The organism is Nioella sediminis (assembly GCF_001879695.1).
In the GTDB taxonomy this organism is placed as follows: Bacteria; Pseudomonadota; Alphaproteobacteria; order Rhodobacterales; family Rhodobacteraceae; genus Nioella; species Nioella sediminis.
Genome location: NZ_MNBL01000149.1, coordinates 1 through 14957, shown reverse-complemented (window position 1 = coordinate 14957; position 14957 = coordinate 1). Strand labels below are relative to the sequence as shown.

General features: G+C 61.4%; 12 protein-coding genes. 9 read left to right on the top strand and 3 right to left on the bottom strand.

The features are described 5' to 3' along the window. Nucleotides 1-50 precede the first annotated feature (50 nt). Complete coding sequence (locus BKY26_RS16860; RefSeq protein WP_131541917.1) at nucleotides 51-959, bottom strand: pPIWI-associating nuclease domain-containing protein; 909 nt, start codon at nucleotides 957-959, stop codon at nucleotides 51-53. A 171-nt stretch (nucleotides 960-1130) separates the two neighbouring features. Next, a complete protein-coding gene (locus tag BKY26_RS16855) occupies nucleotides 1131-1862 on the bottom strand; it encodes a hypothetical protein (protein ID WP_131541916.1) in 732 nt (243 codons plus the stop codon). Nucleotides 1863-3007: 1145 nt separating this feature from the next. Here BKY26_RS16855 and BKY26_RS16850 point away from each other — a divergent pair. From BKY26_RS16850 to BKY26_RS16820, 7 genes are all read left to right on the top strand, one after another. Continuing rightward, the gene (locus tag BKY26_RS16850; protein WP_158514353.1) at nucleotides 3008-4435 is read left to right on the top strand and encodes a GIY-YIG nuclease family protein; all 1428 of its coding nucleotides are present in this window, start codon (nucleotides 3008-3010) and stop codon (nucleotides 4433-4435) included. A gap of 860 nt (nucleotides 4436-5295) precedes the next feature. Beyond that, nucleotides 5296-6063, top strand: coding sequence for an alpha/beta fold hydrolase (locus BKY26_RS16845; protein WP_211268008.1), 768 nt, complete (start codon nucleotides 5296-5298; stop codon nucleotides 6061-6063). Nucleotide 6064: 1 nt separating this feature from the next. After that, entirely contained in the window at nucleotides 6065-6973 is a 909-nt protein-coding gene (locus BKY26_RS16840; RefSeq protein WP_071691541.1) for a VOC family protein, read from the top strand. A gap of 3 nt (nucleotides 6974-6976) precedes the next feature. After that, on the top strand, nucleotides 6977-7768 hold the full coding sequence (locus BKY26_RS16835) for an SDR family oxidoreductase (protein ID WP_071691540.1): 792 nt from the start codon (nucleotides 6977-6979) through the stop codon (nucleotides 7766-7768). Between the two features lie 24 nt (nucleotides 7769-7792). Beyond that, complete coding sequence (locus BKY26_RS16830) at nucleotides 7793-9442, top strand: thiamine pyrophosphate-binding protein (protein ID WP_071691539.1); 1650 nt, start codon at nucleotides 7793-7795, stop codon at nucleotides 9440-9442. Continuing rightward, the gene (locus BKY26_RS16825; protein WP_071691538.1) at nucleotides 9439-10248 is read left to right on the top strand and encodes an aspartate dehydrogenase; all 810 of its coding nucleotides are present in this window, start codon (nucleotides 9439-9441) and stop codon (nucleotides 10246-10248) included. Before BKY26_RS16830 ends, BKY26_RS16825 begins: the two co-directional genes overlap by 4 nt. Nucleotides 10249-10255: 7 nt before the next feature. Next, complete coding sequence (locus BKY26_RS16820; RefSeq protein WP_071691537.1) at nucleotides 10256-11734, top strand: aldehyde dehydrogenase; 1479 nt, start codon at nucleotides 10256-10258, stop codon at nucleotides 11732-11734. 140 nt (nucleotides 11735-11874) lie between these two features. On the opposite strand, the gene BKY26_RS16815 is transcribed toward BKY26_RS16820, so the two are convergent. After that, nucleotides 11875-12681 (bottom strand): IclR family transcriptional regulator, encoded by an 807-nt coding sequence (locus BKY26_RS16815; RefSeq protein WP_071691536.1) that lies wholly within the window; start codon nucleotides 12679-12681, stop codon nucleotides 11875-11877. Between the two features lie 144 nt (nucleotides 12682-12825). Here BKY26_RS16815 and BKY26_RS16810 point away from each other — a divergent pair, with 144 nt between their 5' ends. Further along, entirely contained in the window at nucleotides 12826-13989 is a 1164-nt protein-coding gene (locus BKY26_RS16810; protein ID WP_071691535.1) for an FAD-dependent monooxygenase, read from the top strand. Further along, nucleotides 13973-14944, top strand: coding sequence for a TRAP transporter substrate-binding protein DctP (gene dctP, locus BKY26_RS16805; RefSeq protein ID WP_071691534.1), 972 nt, complete (start codon nucleotides 13973-13975; stop codon nucleotides 14942-14944). The genes BKY26_RS16810 and dctP overlap by 17 nt, the downstream gene beginning before the upstream one ends. Nucleotides 14945-14957 lie beyond the last annotated feature (13 nt).

The window sequence follows — 14957 nt, the reverse complement described above, 5'->3', positions numbered from 1 at the left end:
ACGTTTCTTGACTTCTGAGTCTCTACCTAGTTTCAGGAAGTTTCCGAGCTTCATTCGTACCAAGAAGACGTATCGACTTCATAAGTGGCATTCTTAAGCTTTGAAAAGTCGCTGACGTCGGCTTCGAATCTCGCTTGGAAAGGAAATGAGTCTCCGATACTCGCCCCTTCGCCCCTCCTTCGATCTCCTCCTGAGCCATAATTCAGTTCTACTTCCACCCATCCCTCCGCTCGAAAAAATACGGCATTATGCGTTATCTTCTCAACGTAGACCCTCTCCACTTCCGAATGCTCTGCTCTGGTATGGGTGGACAGAATATCAAGCTCACTGAAGACCTCGTGCAAAAAGGTATCAAACGTATGGGCGCTCACATGTTCAATTATCGCGTTGCAAAATTCGCACCGTGCATCATGAACGAGATCAACTAGCGTAGCGAAGTCGCCAACCGTTCGGTAGGCAATTTCCACAGCTTCGTGCTGGTCTTCGACAAGTGTGTCTGGGCGCACGTGTGTTAGTTTGCTGAGCTCATCGATAGTTTCCATGAGTTCTTTGAGAAATTCCCCTTCGATCGCTTTGTTGTCGGGCAATTTCGAAGCTTCAATTCCACCTCGGATGGCATACTGCATTCTTTGTTTTCGGGACGGCTTTCCGTTGGGGGTTAATGGTTTAAACCAGCTGCATTTTTCGACTTCATCATCTGGCGCCAACTTGTGTAGCAGGTACCCCATAAGCTCACGCATCGCTAAGGCGAAAAGGTGAACTCGAGCAGGATTGTCTTCGGACAAAAGGACCCGGAGGGCGCCATCCATGAGAGTATCGGCAAACGGATCATTCAATCGCGCCCTCAGATCGCCAGCGAGAGTTGTGAGTTCGTCCGTGCGGGTCACTTCAGATCCAGTGGCTAGTGTGAAAGATGAGAAACGGAATACACGAATAAGCTGCCTCAACCAGTTCGCCACGGTTTGCTCCAGGAGTACTCGGCGCCGTCGCTCAATGCAGCGCTATTTGTCATTCTCAGAATATCGCGAGCGGGCGCGCGAATAAAGCGACGGAAGGTTGCTTACCAGATCGCATCGAACCCGGAACCCGCTGTAAATACAAGCTTGCGACATTTTTCATTTGGAGGACGTTTAGAGATCGCTAACTTCACCGACGAGATCGAGTTGCGTTAGGGACATCCCATTTCTGCTCAGATAGTCCTCAGATTTTTCGTCTGCATAGTCAGCTATGAACTGGCCTTCCTCTGCCATCTTTAGGACCTCATCCGAGATCGTGGCCACCCAGCTAGGCCGATCTCTTGATAAGACTTGCTTGCAAAATGCTAAGTCCTCATTGTTTTCAATTGGTATGAAGAAGCCGTCCGCGTACGCCGCATTAAGGCCGCGAACCCTTCGGCCATCTTCAAAGGATAGCTCCCTCCATCGGTCGCGCCGAGCATTGAATCTTTCGGTACGAACAATGCTCGCCTCCTTGCTCGCTAGTTTTGGTAAGTCGTCTGAGAAACCAAAAGTGCCAAGCAACCTTGCGAGGTGCTCTTGAAGCAGATTGCTGACAGCAATTTCGAAGTTTTCCCTTGGTGTTTCGCTACTGCCCAAAACTGGGTCAATCGCGGCCAACCAGGGGTCAAAGTTGTTTTCCTCGGTCCTCCAGCGTGAAGCTATTGACCAGCTTTTGAAATTCACATCGAGCGCATAGCCGTAGATATCAATCTGCACGCGTTCTACTTGCTGCTGCGCTTTTTGGAGACACTGAGGTAGCGCATATCCGTGCCAGAACGCCTTCGACCAATCCCCGCCGGCGTATGTGCCCTTTGCTTCCGCCACTATAAAGTTTGAAGCATCCCATCCTATCCAATCTGGCATGTCGCCTTTCTCGTCGTCCCGCAGCCGTACGACTGTACTGGGTGCGAATTGGAAATAGCTGCCTTCAATCGGTATCAGTCCGCGTACACGCTCAATCTTCTCTAAGTATGCCCGAGCAAAAACTCGGCCATGAATATTCGAGTACGAGCGCCTCAGCTCTCGCCCGGCTCCAGGGCCATTACCGCGCCAAGTGAGCACAGTATCTGAGGTAAGGAGCGCTTCGTACCTGCTAGAAAAGGCACTAACTGGACCTCCGGTCGCCGCGATCTCCGAGATCTCAGCGTGTGCGAGATCCATGAGATCTAAAGAGAGTTGCGAGCTAGCCGAGAGGTGCGGGTGGGTTGGGTCCCTGAAGTAGCGGACCTTTTTTGTACTCAATCCGAAATGCCCTTTCCAAAAAAAGCGACGCCAACTCACATAGCGTTGTCATCCGAGGAAATGACAGCCTATATAACTGATACTAATATTCAATATCCTGGCTGCAAGCTAGTTCATGGATCGGCATGCATTCGGTTGAGAATTAACATAATGGACCTTACAGGCATCACCACAACAGGCTGCAAGCGTACATCCCGAAAATGTGTCCCTTATCCACGCACAGCTTCGCATAGGCTTCGCTGCTACGTGATGTCGGGATGTAATAAAGAGAGACACGCGTTAGAAGTTGTGGCTACAACTGGGACCACGCACATGTATGCCTCGCCAATGACTTCGCCTATGCTCGTCGCATTTTTCGTTATGCATACCGTCGCGGATGCAGAAGCGACCCTGATACGATGAGGGGATCTGGGCGCGGTGGTGTCCGTAGGACATGGATCGAAACCGCGGATGGCCGGCGGGACTGTCGCGTAATTTATGACGCTGAGAATGCCCAAATCAGCTACGCCGTATTCCGCACCCGGCTCAGATCGCTTGAAAGGAGGGGAGTCCCGATCACCCGAGCGATCGTCCGCGACGCCGCACTGCTCGACAAGGCCGATTGGAGGGCGACCCAAGGAGGCGGGCGCAGCCGCCCGTTTAGCTATAATGGCAACCTCCACCCGGATGCGCGCGGCGACTATCCCAGCATCGCTTGCTTCCTGCGACACATTGGTCGCTACGACGATCGCAACCTGCTGACGAACCGACTGCGTCGCAGATGGGACGTGGACGACGCTCTGCGCGAGCCTGTCCAGCAGGTCGGTCAGCCGGGCTACATCTATCTGCTCACGAACGATGTGACCGATCTTTCCTATGTAGGGCTATCGGTGAATGCTCCGACGATTCGTTGGGGCCAGCATCGGCGCGATGCAGCGGAGGGTTCAAAAACGCCTTTGCACGCGGCAATTCGCGAACACGGGGTTGAGGCTTTTCGCTTGGAAACCATTGAGGTCTTGGAGGACGGGGAAGACCTCGGCGTGCGCGAACGACATTGGATCGCCGAGCTCGGCACGCTCGTCCCCGACGGCTACAACGTGCGCGAGGGTGGCCAGGTAGGGCGCACCGAGGGTACGCCCGCCCTCTGGGAGGGACGGAGCTTCCCATCCATCGCGGCGATGTGCCGGGAGCTCTCGCGGGAGACAGGGCTTGCTGTCCACGTGATAGAAAGCCGCTATCGCGAGGGCCTCCCGCTGCCCGAAGAGGCCCGCGTGCACAGCGACCACCCCGAGGCGGGCTCGCAGCTCTTCCGGCAATGGCTGGGCATGAAGAAGCGCGCGGCGGAGACGGCGGTAGGGGTGGCTGAGGCGTGGCTCGAATATGATGCGTGGAAGTTGGACGTCGCCAAACTGGTGGGGAATGGGAGGTTGACGCGAATCGACGAATCACGGCCGTGGGAACCCGGCAACTGCGTTCGCCTCGATCATCGAGAGATCGTACGCCGGACCCACGGACAGGCCTTTTCGGCTCTTGGACAGACCTGGGCGACCAAACAGGACGCTCTCGACGCTTACGGCATCGCACGCAATACGTTCGACCTGAGGCTTCGGGCCGGCCTCAGCGTCGACGAGGCGTTGACCCGGCCCCTCGGCCCGACTTCCAAGGCCCCCATCACGGTCGATGGTGAATGTTTTGAGAGCCGCAACCAAGCCTGCTTGGCGCTATCGGCCCGCTATGGAATGACGCCAGACCAAGTGAAGGACTACCTTGTTCGCGAAATTCCCACGGCTGAATGGCCCAAACATGGCCAGCACGTTCGGACTGGCTCCGGTGTGCCGGTCGCCTACGAAGTCGACGGGGTGCGTTACGCCTCCGAGAAGGCGATGTGTCGAGCATTCGGCATTCCGAACGGGACATTCCAAAAGAGACGGAAGAACGGGATGACGGTGGACGCAGCGCTTAAGACGCCGGTGCTAGATGCGCGTCTTGTGATCTTCGGCTACGAATGGCCGAGCGCCAAGGCCGCGTGTGCAGCTTTTGGGCTGCCGTACAGCACATACCGCGCGCGTGTGGGGAAGCACGGCATGACACCTGAGGAGGCGCTAAAGACGGCGACCAGGCGTGGCTATGCTGGGACCGACTGGACCAAAGCTAGAATGCTCTGCGTAGCGCATGGGTGCCCGGAAATTGATCAACAAAACGCACTGCAAGTATAGGGCATCGGATCAGCCGTCAGACGTGCAACTGAACCCATTCCAATACAGAAACGCCGGCGCTTTTTCGTTTGACGTACTTGACTGACTAGAGCGAGGCAGCGTGAGGAGCGGCATTAACTTCCGCCCATTCCGCATGAAGCGAGCTAGTAGGGCATTAGTAGGGAATGTTCGTCAAAGGTTCGCTTGTGCCGTCCGGCGCCGTCCAAGAGTGACGCTCAAAATAACGATTTGATCGTAATGGGTTATACGACTTTAGGCGACCCTATCCGGCCGCGTCCAAGATATGGACGGCAAAATTCGTAATGCGTGGGTCGGGGGTTCGAGTCCCTTCATCGGCACCATTCTTCTCCTTAATCCACTGGTTATTTGTTCGGCTCTTCGAAACTGTTGGGAAGCCGAGACCGCTTGCCCTGATTCCTTTGGAAAATCGGCAACCGGTCTCGTCCGCCTCTTGAGGGTGCGAACGAGCTGGACCGGAACGACACCGCGCCGGATTGCATTGCCCCTCGTCGGATCGCGGATGGTGGTCAAGGTAAGAGACCATAGCGCAACCCCTGAACTCGACGAGCCATGGCATGATCCGTCGTGCCCTTCGGCATGGTTGATCGCAGCATCCGGATTTTGCCACGCGCAATCGACTGACGCGCTGATTCTTGTGCGGAGCCTTGACATGTAAGGGCCTAAGCTGCACTCTGGTTTGAACATGTTGTTCATTATTGAACTACCAATGCCACCAAGCGATAGGGACGATGCTAGAAGCCAACACAGGATGCGTGAATTCTGCCGCGGACTCCGGGCCAACACTCGGGGTTTCCGCAGACATCACGTATGTTGCGCGGCCCGGGCCCGGACCTGTGGTCGTGTTCCTGCACGGGATCGGGTCGAACGCCACCTCCTTCGCACCGATTTTCGAGCTTCTGCCGCCAAGGTTCAGCCTGATTGCATGGAATGCGCCGGGCTATTCAGGCTCTGCGCCCATGGCCATGGATTGGCCACTGGCCACGGACTACGCAGACAGGCTGGCTCAGATGCTGGACGGGCTTGACCTTGGGCAGGTGCATATTGTCGGGCACTCGCTCGGCACGCTGATTGCCACAGCCTTTGCTCTTCGTTTCCCTGAGCGGCTGCTCAGCCTGACGCTGGCCGCTGCCGCCAATGGCTATGGTGTGCCGCGCGGCGGGGTGCTGCCCGAAGGGGTGGGCAACCGGCTGACGGAGCTGGCACGCCTGGGTCCGGCGGCCTTTGCCCATGCCCGCGCGGGCAATCTGGTGCATGAACCTGCGTCGCATCCCGACATCGTGGCACGGGTCGAGGCCGCAATGGCGCAAGTGAACCCGGATGGCTACGCGCAGGCGGTCAGGATGCTGGCCTCTGGCGATCTGCCCGGTGATCTTGCCCGGGTCGCCGCGCGCCCCGGATTCATTGTCGGCCTGCAGGACCGGGTGACGCCGATTGCGCAGACACGCGCCGCGGCACGGGCCTGGGAAGCGGCACGGGGCCTCCGCCCGACCATAACCGAAATCGACCAGGCGGGCCATGCGGTCTACCTTCAGCGGCCCGGCGCGTTCTGTTCCGCGCTGTTGGCACATATGGGTCTTGCAACCGCCAGCAAGCCCGAGGGAACTTGAGATGACCGAAGACCTCAGATTGCACCAGCTGCGCGGCATCGTGATGCGCGCCCCCGGAATAACGGCGACGGCCCCATTCTATACGGACCAATGGGGTCTGCACGTGGCCCATGAAGACGATGGGATCACCTATCTGCGGGGAACCGGCGAGCAGCCCTTCATCTATGGCCTCAAGGACGACGCGACCTACGGCATCGAATACATCCATTTCGGCATGCCGGACCGCGATGGCGTTGACAGGCTCTACCGGCAACTTGAGGAGAAGGGTGCGGATCTGCGCAGCGCACCGGGTGAATTCGACGGGCCCTTCGGCGGCTACGGATTCGAGCTGGCCGACCCCGACAATCGCCGCCTGCGCATCACCTGCGATATTGCGTTGCGCGAGGCCGACGATGTTCATGCCTATCCGCGCAAGATCAGCCATGTGGTTCTGAACACGCCCGACATGGACGGGATGCAGAACTGGTACGAAAAGATGCTGGGCTTTCGCACCAGCGACTATTCCGCGGACCAGATGGTGTTCCTGCGGATCGGCAGCGACCACCACGCCATTGCGCTGGTTCGCGCGCAATATCCCTCGATCAATCACGTCGCCTTCGAGATGCCCGGCATCGACAGTTTCATGCGCGGCATCGGCCGGATGAAGCAGAAGGGGCAGGTGCCAAGCTGGGGGCCGGGGCGGCACGGGCCGGGCAACAACCCGTTTGCCTATTTCGTTTCTCCCTCGGGCTTCGTGATCGAGTTCACCTCCGAGGTGCAGCAGATCGACGAGGAAACGCATGAACCAAAGGTCTGGTCGCGCACCGACCCCGAGGCAATGGACCAGTGGATGACAGCGGGCCCGCCGACACCGGCACAGCGCGCGGTCATGGCCGGGCGGCCTGACCCGGGCTTCCCAAAGGAAGGCTGAGCGATGGATCTGGGGCTCAAAGACCGCACGATCGTGGTCACTGGCGGAACATCCGGGATCGGGCTGGCATCGGTGCGCGTCTTTCTGGAGGACGGTGCGCGGGTGGCGCTTTGTGCCCGCGGGGCGGAACGTCTGGACTCCGTGGTGGCGAACCTGTCCCGTGACTTCGGACCGGACCGGGTTCTGGGGCGCGCGGTCTCGGTGCTGGATGCAGCCGCGGTCTCGGGCTTCGCCGATGAGGTCCGGCAGACCTTCGGTGGCTGCGACGCCCTTGTCACGAATGCAGGCCAGGGGCGCGTCTCGACCTATGCCGATACCAGCGACGCAGACTGGCGCGAAGAGTTGGAGCTGAAGTTCTTCAGCCAGCTTCACCCGATACGCGCTTTTGAGACGATGCTGCGCCAAAGCGGCAGCGGCGCGATTGTCGCGGTGAATTCGCTTCTGGCCCTCCAGCCAGAGCCTCATATGGTCTGTACCTCGGCAGCACGTGCCGGCGTTCAGAACCTCCTGAAATCGCTGGCGACGGAACTGGCACCTCAGATCCGCGTCAATTCGATCCTTTTGGGGCTGGTGGACAGTGCCCAGTGGCAGCGCCGCTTCGAGGCGCGCGAGAACAAGGGCCAGAGCCGGGAAGAGTGGTTCGCGGCACTGGCGAGCGCGAAGGCCATCCCGCTTGGCCGTCTTGGTCAACCTCAGGAACCCGCGCGCGCCATCGCCTTCCTCGCCTCACCCGCCGCCAGCTACATCACCGGCGCCAAGCTTGAAATCTCGGGCGGCGTGTCGCGCTTTGCCTGATCCCTGACGAAAGATCCAAGCCCCATGACCCAGACCGTTGGCCACCAGATTGCCCAAGCGCTTGCCGATGCGGGCGTTACGACCATGTTCGGCGTCATTTCGATCCATAACATGCCGATCCTCGACGCGGTGGCGGAACAGGGGCGTATCCGCTTCATTCCGGCGCGCGGCGAGGCGGGGGCGATGAATATGGCCGACGCCTTTTCCCGGGTCTCGGGGCAGTTGGGCGTAGCGCTGACCTCGACCGGGACGGCGGCAGGCAATGCAGCGGGCGCACAGGCCGAGGCGCTGACCGCAGGCAGCCGGGTGCTGCATCTGACCACACAGATCGACCGGCCCTACATGGACCAGGACCGCGCAGCAATTCACGATGTGCCCAAGCAGCCAGAGATGCTGCGCGGGGTGTCCAAGGCCGTGTTCCGCATCTGGGACGAAACCGGCGTCCTGGGCACGCTGTCAGCAGCGATCCGCGCGGCGATGACGCCGCCAACCGGGCCGGTAAGCCTTGAGATTCCGGTCGATGTGCAGCGCATTCCCGCCGTTTCCGGGCTGCCCCTGACCCCGCCGCGCCCGGCCCTGCCACCGGTGGAGGAGACCTCTCTCGATCTGCTGGCCGAGCGGGTGAAGGCCGCGAAACGACCGATGATCTGGCTTGGCGGCGGGGCGCGCGGGGCCGGAGCAGAGGCGCTAGAACTTGTCGAACGCGGATTTGGTGCTGTCAGCTCCACCCAGGGGCGCGCCGTTGTTCCCGAAAGCCACAAGGGCACGCTTGGGGCCTTCAACATGACACCCGAGGCAGAAGCGATCTATCAAAGCTGCGACCTGATGATCGTGGTCGGCTCGCGGCTTCGGGGCAACGAGACGCGCAACAACAAGATGCCGCTGCCGCGCCCGCTGTTCCAGATCGACGTGGAGCCGACGCAGGGCGGGCGCAATTACCCCGTGGACGGGTTCCTGTGCGGGGATGCTGCGGCAACGCTGCGCGGCTTGCTGGACCGTTTGCCAGACACGCTCGGCACCGACCCGCAGTTGCATTACGACATCGCCGTTGCCCGCGCGAAATCGGAAGGTGCGCTGCGCGGGCGCCTTGGCCCCTATCAGGTGGTGGCCGATCACCTTCTGTCGGTGGTGCCGCAAGGGGGACATCCCTGGGTGCGCGATGTGACGATCTCGAACTCCACCTTCGGAAACCGATATGTTCACATCGCCGCCCCGCATCTGGGTGTCCACGCCCTCGGGGGCGGCATCGGGCAGGGGATTGCCATGGCCATCGGGGCCGCGGCAGGATCAGAGTCGCGCACCATCGCACTGGTGGGCGATGGTGGCGCGCAGCTCGGGATTGCCGAACTGATCACGGCGGTAGACGCAGATCTGCCGATCACGTTCGTGCTGATGAACGATGCGGCCTACGGCGTGATCGAAAACATCCAGGACGCGCAATATGAAGGGCGGCGGCATTATTCCAAGCTCAAGACGCCCGATTTCGGCGTGCTGTGCCAGTCCATCGACATGCCCCATGTCCGCATTGACCGGATCGAGGACTTTCCCCAAGCCCTGGACGCGACCCTTGGCCGGGACGGTCCCGCGGTCGTCGAAGTCGACATGGTCGCCATTGGCCCCTTCGCGGAATCCTTTGCCGGACCGCCCGCGGGGGCTGCGGGTGGCAAGACATGAGCCTTGGGCATGTGGTGATCATCGGGTTCGGCGCGATAGCCCGCGACCTGATTGATATTCTGGGCGCGCAGACCATTGCGCCCGAGAAGGTAACCGTCCTTGTGCGTTCCGGACGCGAGGCAGAGCTTCGCGCAATGCTGGGTGCAGACATCTCGGTGACATCGGATCTGGCGGCGCTGCTGGCGACAGGCCCCGATGTGGTCGTGGAATGTGCCGGTCATCGCGCGGTGGCGCATTATGGTGCAACGGTGCTGACCAGCGGCACGGACCTGATCCTTGCCTCTGTCGGCGCATTGGCGGATGCCGATCTGGCCCGCGAACTTGAGGCGGCCGCCCGCGCTTCCGGCGCGCAATGCGTTGTTCCTTCCGGTGCTATTGGCGGGATAGATGCACTTGGCGCAGCGCGGCTGTCGGGGCTGACTTCGGTTCGCTACACCGGAACCAAGCCGCCCGCCGCATGGGCCGGAACCCCTGCCGAGGAGGTGACCGACCTTGCCGCGCTGACAAAACCCCTGACGTTCTTCGAGGGGACTGCGCGAGAAGCAGCGCGGCGCTTTCCCAAAAACGCCAATGTCGCTGCAACCCTTGCGATGGCCGGGCTGGGAATGGACAAGACCGAGGTGCGCCTTGTCGCGGACCCCGGCACAACGGAAAACACCCATGCCTTCAGCGTCGCGTCGCAGGCCATGGAGTTTTCCATGCAACTGGTCGGAAAGCCGTCGCCCGACAACCCCAAAACCTCTCGATCCACCGTTTACAGCATCGCACGTGCCGTCATGAACCGGCGCGCCGCGATCGCCATCTGAGGGCACCATGGAGCAGACATTTCGCGACAACCGGATCTTTGTCGGCGGCATCTGGCAAACAGGGCGCGGCGCACCGATCACCTCGCATTTCGCGGCAGAGGGGTGCGTGAACACCGTGATTAACGGCGCGTCGGCGCAGGATGTGGAGCTTGCCATCGCCCGCGCGCAGGACGCGCAGCCATCCTGGGGGGCGCTGAAACCGCACGACCGCGCGACGGTGCTGTACCGCATCTCGGAGCGGATCGCCGCCAGTATCGAGCGTATCGCTTGGGTGCAGAGCCGGGATACCTCCAAGACGCTGACGGAAACGCGCGCCCTTGCGGCCTCGGCGGCGGCAACCTTCCGCTATTTCGCGGCCGTTGCGGAAACCTCGGACGACCTGCTGACCGTACCACGGGGCGACTATATCACCGCCTCGATCCACGAGCCGCTTGGGCTGGTCGCGGCGATCACGCCGTGGAATTCCCCCATTGCATCCGACGCTCAGAAAATCGCCCCGGCCCTCGCCGCGGGCAATGCAGTGCTGCTGAAACCGGCCAGTTGGTCGCCATTGGTCAGCCTTGAACTTGCACAGATCGCCGGAGAGGCGGGCCTGCCCCAGGGGCTGCTGTCCGTTCTGCCCGGATCCGGGCGCGAGGTTGGCAATCTGCTGGTCGAACACCGCGATATTGCCAAGGTCTCGTTCACCGGGGGCACCGCGACGGGGCGCAGATTGGCCCATGCGGCGGCGGACAAGCTGATGCCCGTTTCGCTGGAACTGGGGGGCAAGTCGCCCACGATCGTGTTCGACGATTGCGACGCCGATCTTGCCATCGCGGGGATTCTGTTCGGCATCTTCTCGTCATCCGGCCAAAGCTGCATCGCCGGATCGCGCCTGTTCGTGCAGCGCAGCATCTTCGACACGTTCACCGAGCGACTGGTCGCCGCCACGCAGGCACTGGTGGTCGGCCATCCTTTTGACGCGGCCACGCAGGTATCGTCGCTGGTTCATCACGACCATCGCGAGAGCGTGGAGCGCTATGTGGCCATGGCGCGCGATGAAGGCGGAGACATCCTGTGTGGTGGCGCGCGGCCCAAGGATACGGCGCAGAAAGACGGTGCCTATTACCTGCCAACCATCATCGGCGGGCTCGACAACACCGCACGAACCTGCCGTGAAGAGATTTTCGGCCCGGTGCTGGTGGTGATGCCCTTCGAGGACGAAGCCGACGTGATCGCGCAGGGCAACGACAATGACTACGGCTTGGCGTGCGGCATCTGGTCGACCGATCACCGCCGCAGCCAGCGAGTCGCCCGCGCCATCCGGGCGGGCACGGTCTGGATCAACACCTACAAGCAATTCTCGATCTCGACGCCCTTTGGCGGCGATGGTGACAGCGGCATGGGCCGCGAAAAAGGCCGCGCGGGGCTGCGGGCCTATCAACGGCAGAAGTCGATCTACGAGGATATGTCAGGCCAGCCGCACCCATGGGCCAGATGGCCTTAGCGACGTCCTCTCAGGGTCCTGCCCGGCACGCGGGGCGGTTTTGCCTCTCGCCCGCTACTTCGCGCCTTGCACCGGCATCGCGCCACGATATGCCGGGCCCCGATCTGACTTGCGACAGCAGCCTTCAGGCGCTCCGCCGGTCAGGCGTCGCCCCTTGGTACGGTACAGCCCAAGGCAGCGGAGGCCCGGCGCGCAGCAGATGTGACCGCGTCGATCAGGGCGCCATCGCGTCCCGACCCACCGGCAGAGAACCGCGCCTCGGGGCCGGAAACGTTGATGCCACCCACCACCTGCCCGGTATGATCGAAGATCGCCGCGGCACAGGACCCGATGCCCGCCTCGAAGTTCCCTTCGCTCCAGGCGAAACCTTCGGCCTTGTCATGGTGGGCCTGACGAATGATCGCCTCGATCGTCTGCGGTGTCTTGTCGGTTGCAGGCTCGGGCAGGTCGCCCGAGAAGATCTGCCGCAATTGCGTGTCGGAATGCTCCGCCAGAATGGCACGCCCGATGGACGACGCATGGGCCGACAGCCGCGACCCGGTGCGCACATTGCTGACGAGATGAGAATTGGGGGCCTCGCGTCCCAGATAGATGATGTCGCGCCCGTCAAGCACGCCCAAATGGGCGGACATGCCGGTGTCGCGGCACAGATCTCTCAGGATCGGCTGGCAGACCTGGACCATGTCCCGCCCCTGAATGGCCTGCGCCCCGAGACTGACCATTCCTGCCCCCAGACGATAGCCGCCGCCATCGCCGAGTTCCTCGATCATGCGATGATCCGCAAGGGTATGGATCAGGCGGATCAGGGTCGTGCGGTTGATTCCGAGGTCGCGCGACACCGTCGACAGATTACGCGCCCGATTACCTGCACCGATGTAGTGCAGAAGTTTCAGGGCCCGCTCCACCGGGGGAACGGAATAGGGGGTCTGGGAAGCTGTGTCACCCATGAGAATAATCCTGTCCTTCAGGCAAAGCGGGCTGTCGGCGCAAGGACCCGCTCAACGGAAAACTATTGACCGCACGGGGCCACATAACCTATCTTTGAACATATAGTTCAATATAGAACACTTGGCAATAGCAAAGGGGCGCAGGTGACACTTTCTATCGGCATATGTGGTGGCGGAATCGGTGGCCTGTGCGCTGCCATCGCGCTTGGCCGCGCAGGGCACGATGTTCAGGTGTTCGAAAAGGCGCGAGCGATCAACCGGGTCGGGGCAGATATCAACCTGACGCCAAACGCCGTCTTCGCATTGGATCAACTGGGCGTTGGCGCCTACCTGCGCGACAGCGCCGCCCGCCCCAGCTTTCGCATCAGCCGCGATGGCATTAGCGGCGAGGAAACCTCGCGCCTGCCAATGAGCGCGGCGGCCGAGGAGAAATACGGTGCCCCGCAGTTGACGATCCACCGGGCCGACCTGCTGGATGCCCTGCGGGCGCAGTTGCCCGACGACAGGTTCCAGCTTGGCCGCGAGGCCGTGACCCTGCGCCTCGATGACGGCAAGGCGGAGCTGGGATTTGCCGATGGCACCAGCGCGGCTTTCGATCTGGTGATCGGCGCGGACGGCATTCACTCGGTCGTGCGCACGGCGCTTTGGGGCGAAGACCATCCACGCTATACCGGCATGGTGTCCTATCGCGGGACATTCCCGCGCGACAAGGCTGCCGGGCTTCGCGATGCAGATGCCTTCACCAAGTGGTGGGGCGAGATGCCGGAAAAGCAGATCGTGACCTTCCCCCTCACCCAGGGCCAGGACATCTTCGTCTTTGCCACCTTGCCACAGGACGAATGGTCCGAAGAAGGCTGGACGTTGCCCGGCGATGTGGAAGAGCTGCGCCGCGCCTATGCCAATTTCCACGAAGACGCCCGCAAATTGCTGGATGCGCTGGACGAGGTCACGCGTTCTGCGCTGCATGTGCGCGATCCGATGCCGCAATGGGCCAAGGGGCGCGCGACGCTTCTGGGGGACGCCGCGCATCCGATGGTGCCCTTCATGGCACAGGGGGCCTGCATGGCCATCGAGGATGCGGTGGTGCTGGCCCGCGCGCTCGACAGTGACCCCGACGATATCGACGCCGCGCTCGCGCGGTATGAGACGGAACGCAAGCCCCGCACCGCGCGGGTCCAGGAAAGCTCGCTTGCCAATGACTGGCTCAAGAAAGCCGGCAATGCGGATTGGGTCTATGGGTACAATGCCTGGACCACGCCGCTCAATGATACCAATCACAACGGGAGTTCCCATGAAACACGTGTTTAGCACCGCTTTGGTTGCGGCGAGTCTTGCCATTGCCGCTCCGGCTTTTGCCGATCCGGTCCAGATCAATGCCGTGACCTTGGCCCCTCGGGCCGTCTACATCACCCAACCCTTCGCGCAATTCGTGGAGGAAGTGAACGAGCGCTTCGCAGGTGAGATCGAGATCACCTGGCGGGGTGGCCCCGAGGTCATGCCGCCATTCGGGCAGGCCGAAGGCGTGCGCAACGGTGCCATGGGGATGACCTATACCAGCCCCAGCTACTACCAGGGCCTTGTGCCGACATCGGGCACGATGAACCTGTCTTTCCTGAACTACGAAGAAATCGCGGCCACCGACTACCACGAGCGGATGACCGAGCTGCACGCCGAACAGGGCCTTGCCTTCATCGGCGAGATCCCGGCCACGCAACTGAATTTCCAGATCTACATGGGCGAGGAAGTCACCAGCCTTGCGGATCTCGAAGGGCAGCGCATCCGTGTTTTCCCGACGCTTCTGCCTCTGGTGCAGGCCCTTGGTGCAGAGCCGATCGTTCTGCCCATGCAGGAGATCTACACAGCGCTGGAACGCGGCACCATCGACGGGTTCATGCAAGGCCCGCTCGGTCAGGCCGCACAGTTCGAGGGCCTGGTTTCATCGGTCATCCAGCCCGGTGTCTACCGTGCCGGTTTCCCGGTGCTGATGAACATGGACCTGTTCAACGAAATGTCGCCGGATCTTCAGGAACGCTTCGTTACATTCCTGCGTGAAGATTTCGCGCCCCGGATGGACAATATCTGGGCCGACGACATCGCGACCGAGCGCGCCGCGCAAGAGGCTGCCGGGTTCAACCATCTCATGCTGCCCGAAGAAGAGGCTGCCCGCTACGAAGCGATGGCCATGGACGCGGCATGGGCGATGACAGCCGAAAATGCCGGTGCCGAAATCGCCGCCGAGCTTCGCGGGATGCTGGATCGCTGATAGCCTGACGAAA

What these genes read in the sequence shown, in the direction of transcription:
- BKY26_RS16855 (WP_131541916.1), bottom strand. Translation starts at nt 1,862, where the DNA reads ATGCCAGATTGGATAGGATGGGATGCTTCAAACTTTATAGTGGCGGAA.
- BKY26_RS16840 (WP_071691541.1), top strand. Translation starts at nt 6,065, where the DNA reads ATGACCGAAGACCTCAGATTGCACCAGCTGCGCGGCATCGTGATGCGC.
- BKY26_RS16835 (WP_071691540.1), top strand. Translation starts at nt 6,977, where the DNA reads ATGGATCTGGGGCTCAAAGACCGCACGATCGTGGTCACTGGCGGAACA.
- BKY26_RS16830 (WP_071691539.1), top strand. Translation starts at nt 7,793, where the DNA reads ATGACCCAGACCGTTGGCCACCAGATTGCCCAAGCGCTTGCCGATGCG.
- BKY26_RS16825 (WP_071691538.1), top strand. Translation starts at nt 9,439, where the DNA reads ATGAGCCTTGGGCATGTGGTGATCATCGGGTTCGGCGCGATAGCCCGC.
- BKY26_RS16820 (WP_071691537.1), top strand. Translation starts at nt 10,256, where the DNA reads ATGGAGCAGACATTTCGCGACAACCGGATCTTTGTCGGCGGCATCTGG.
- BKY26_RS16815 (WP_071691536.1), bottom strand. Translation starts at nt 12,681, where the DNA reads ATGGGTGACACAGCTTCCCAGACCCCCTATTCCGTTCCCCCGGTGGAG.
- dctP (WP_071691534.1), top strand. Translation starts at nt 13,973, where the DNA reads ATGAAACACGTGTTTAGCACCGCTTTGGTTGCGGCGAGTCTTGCCATT.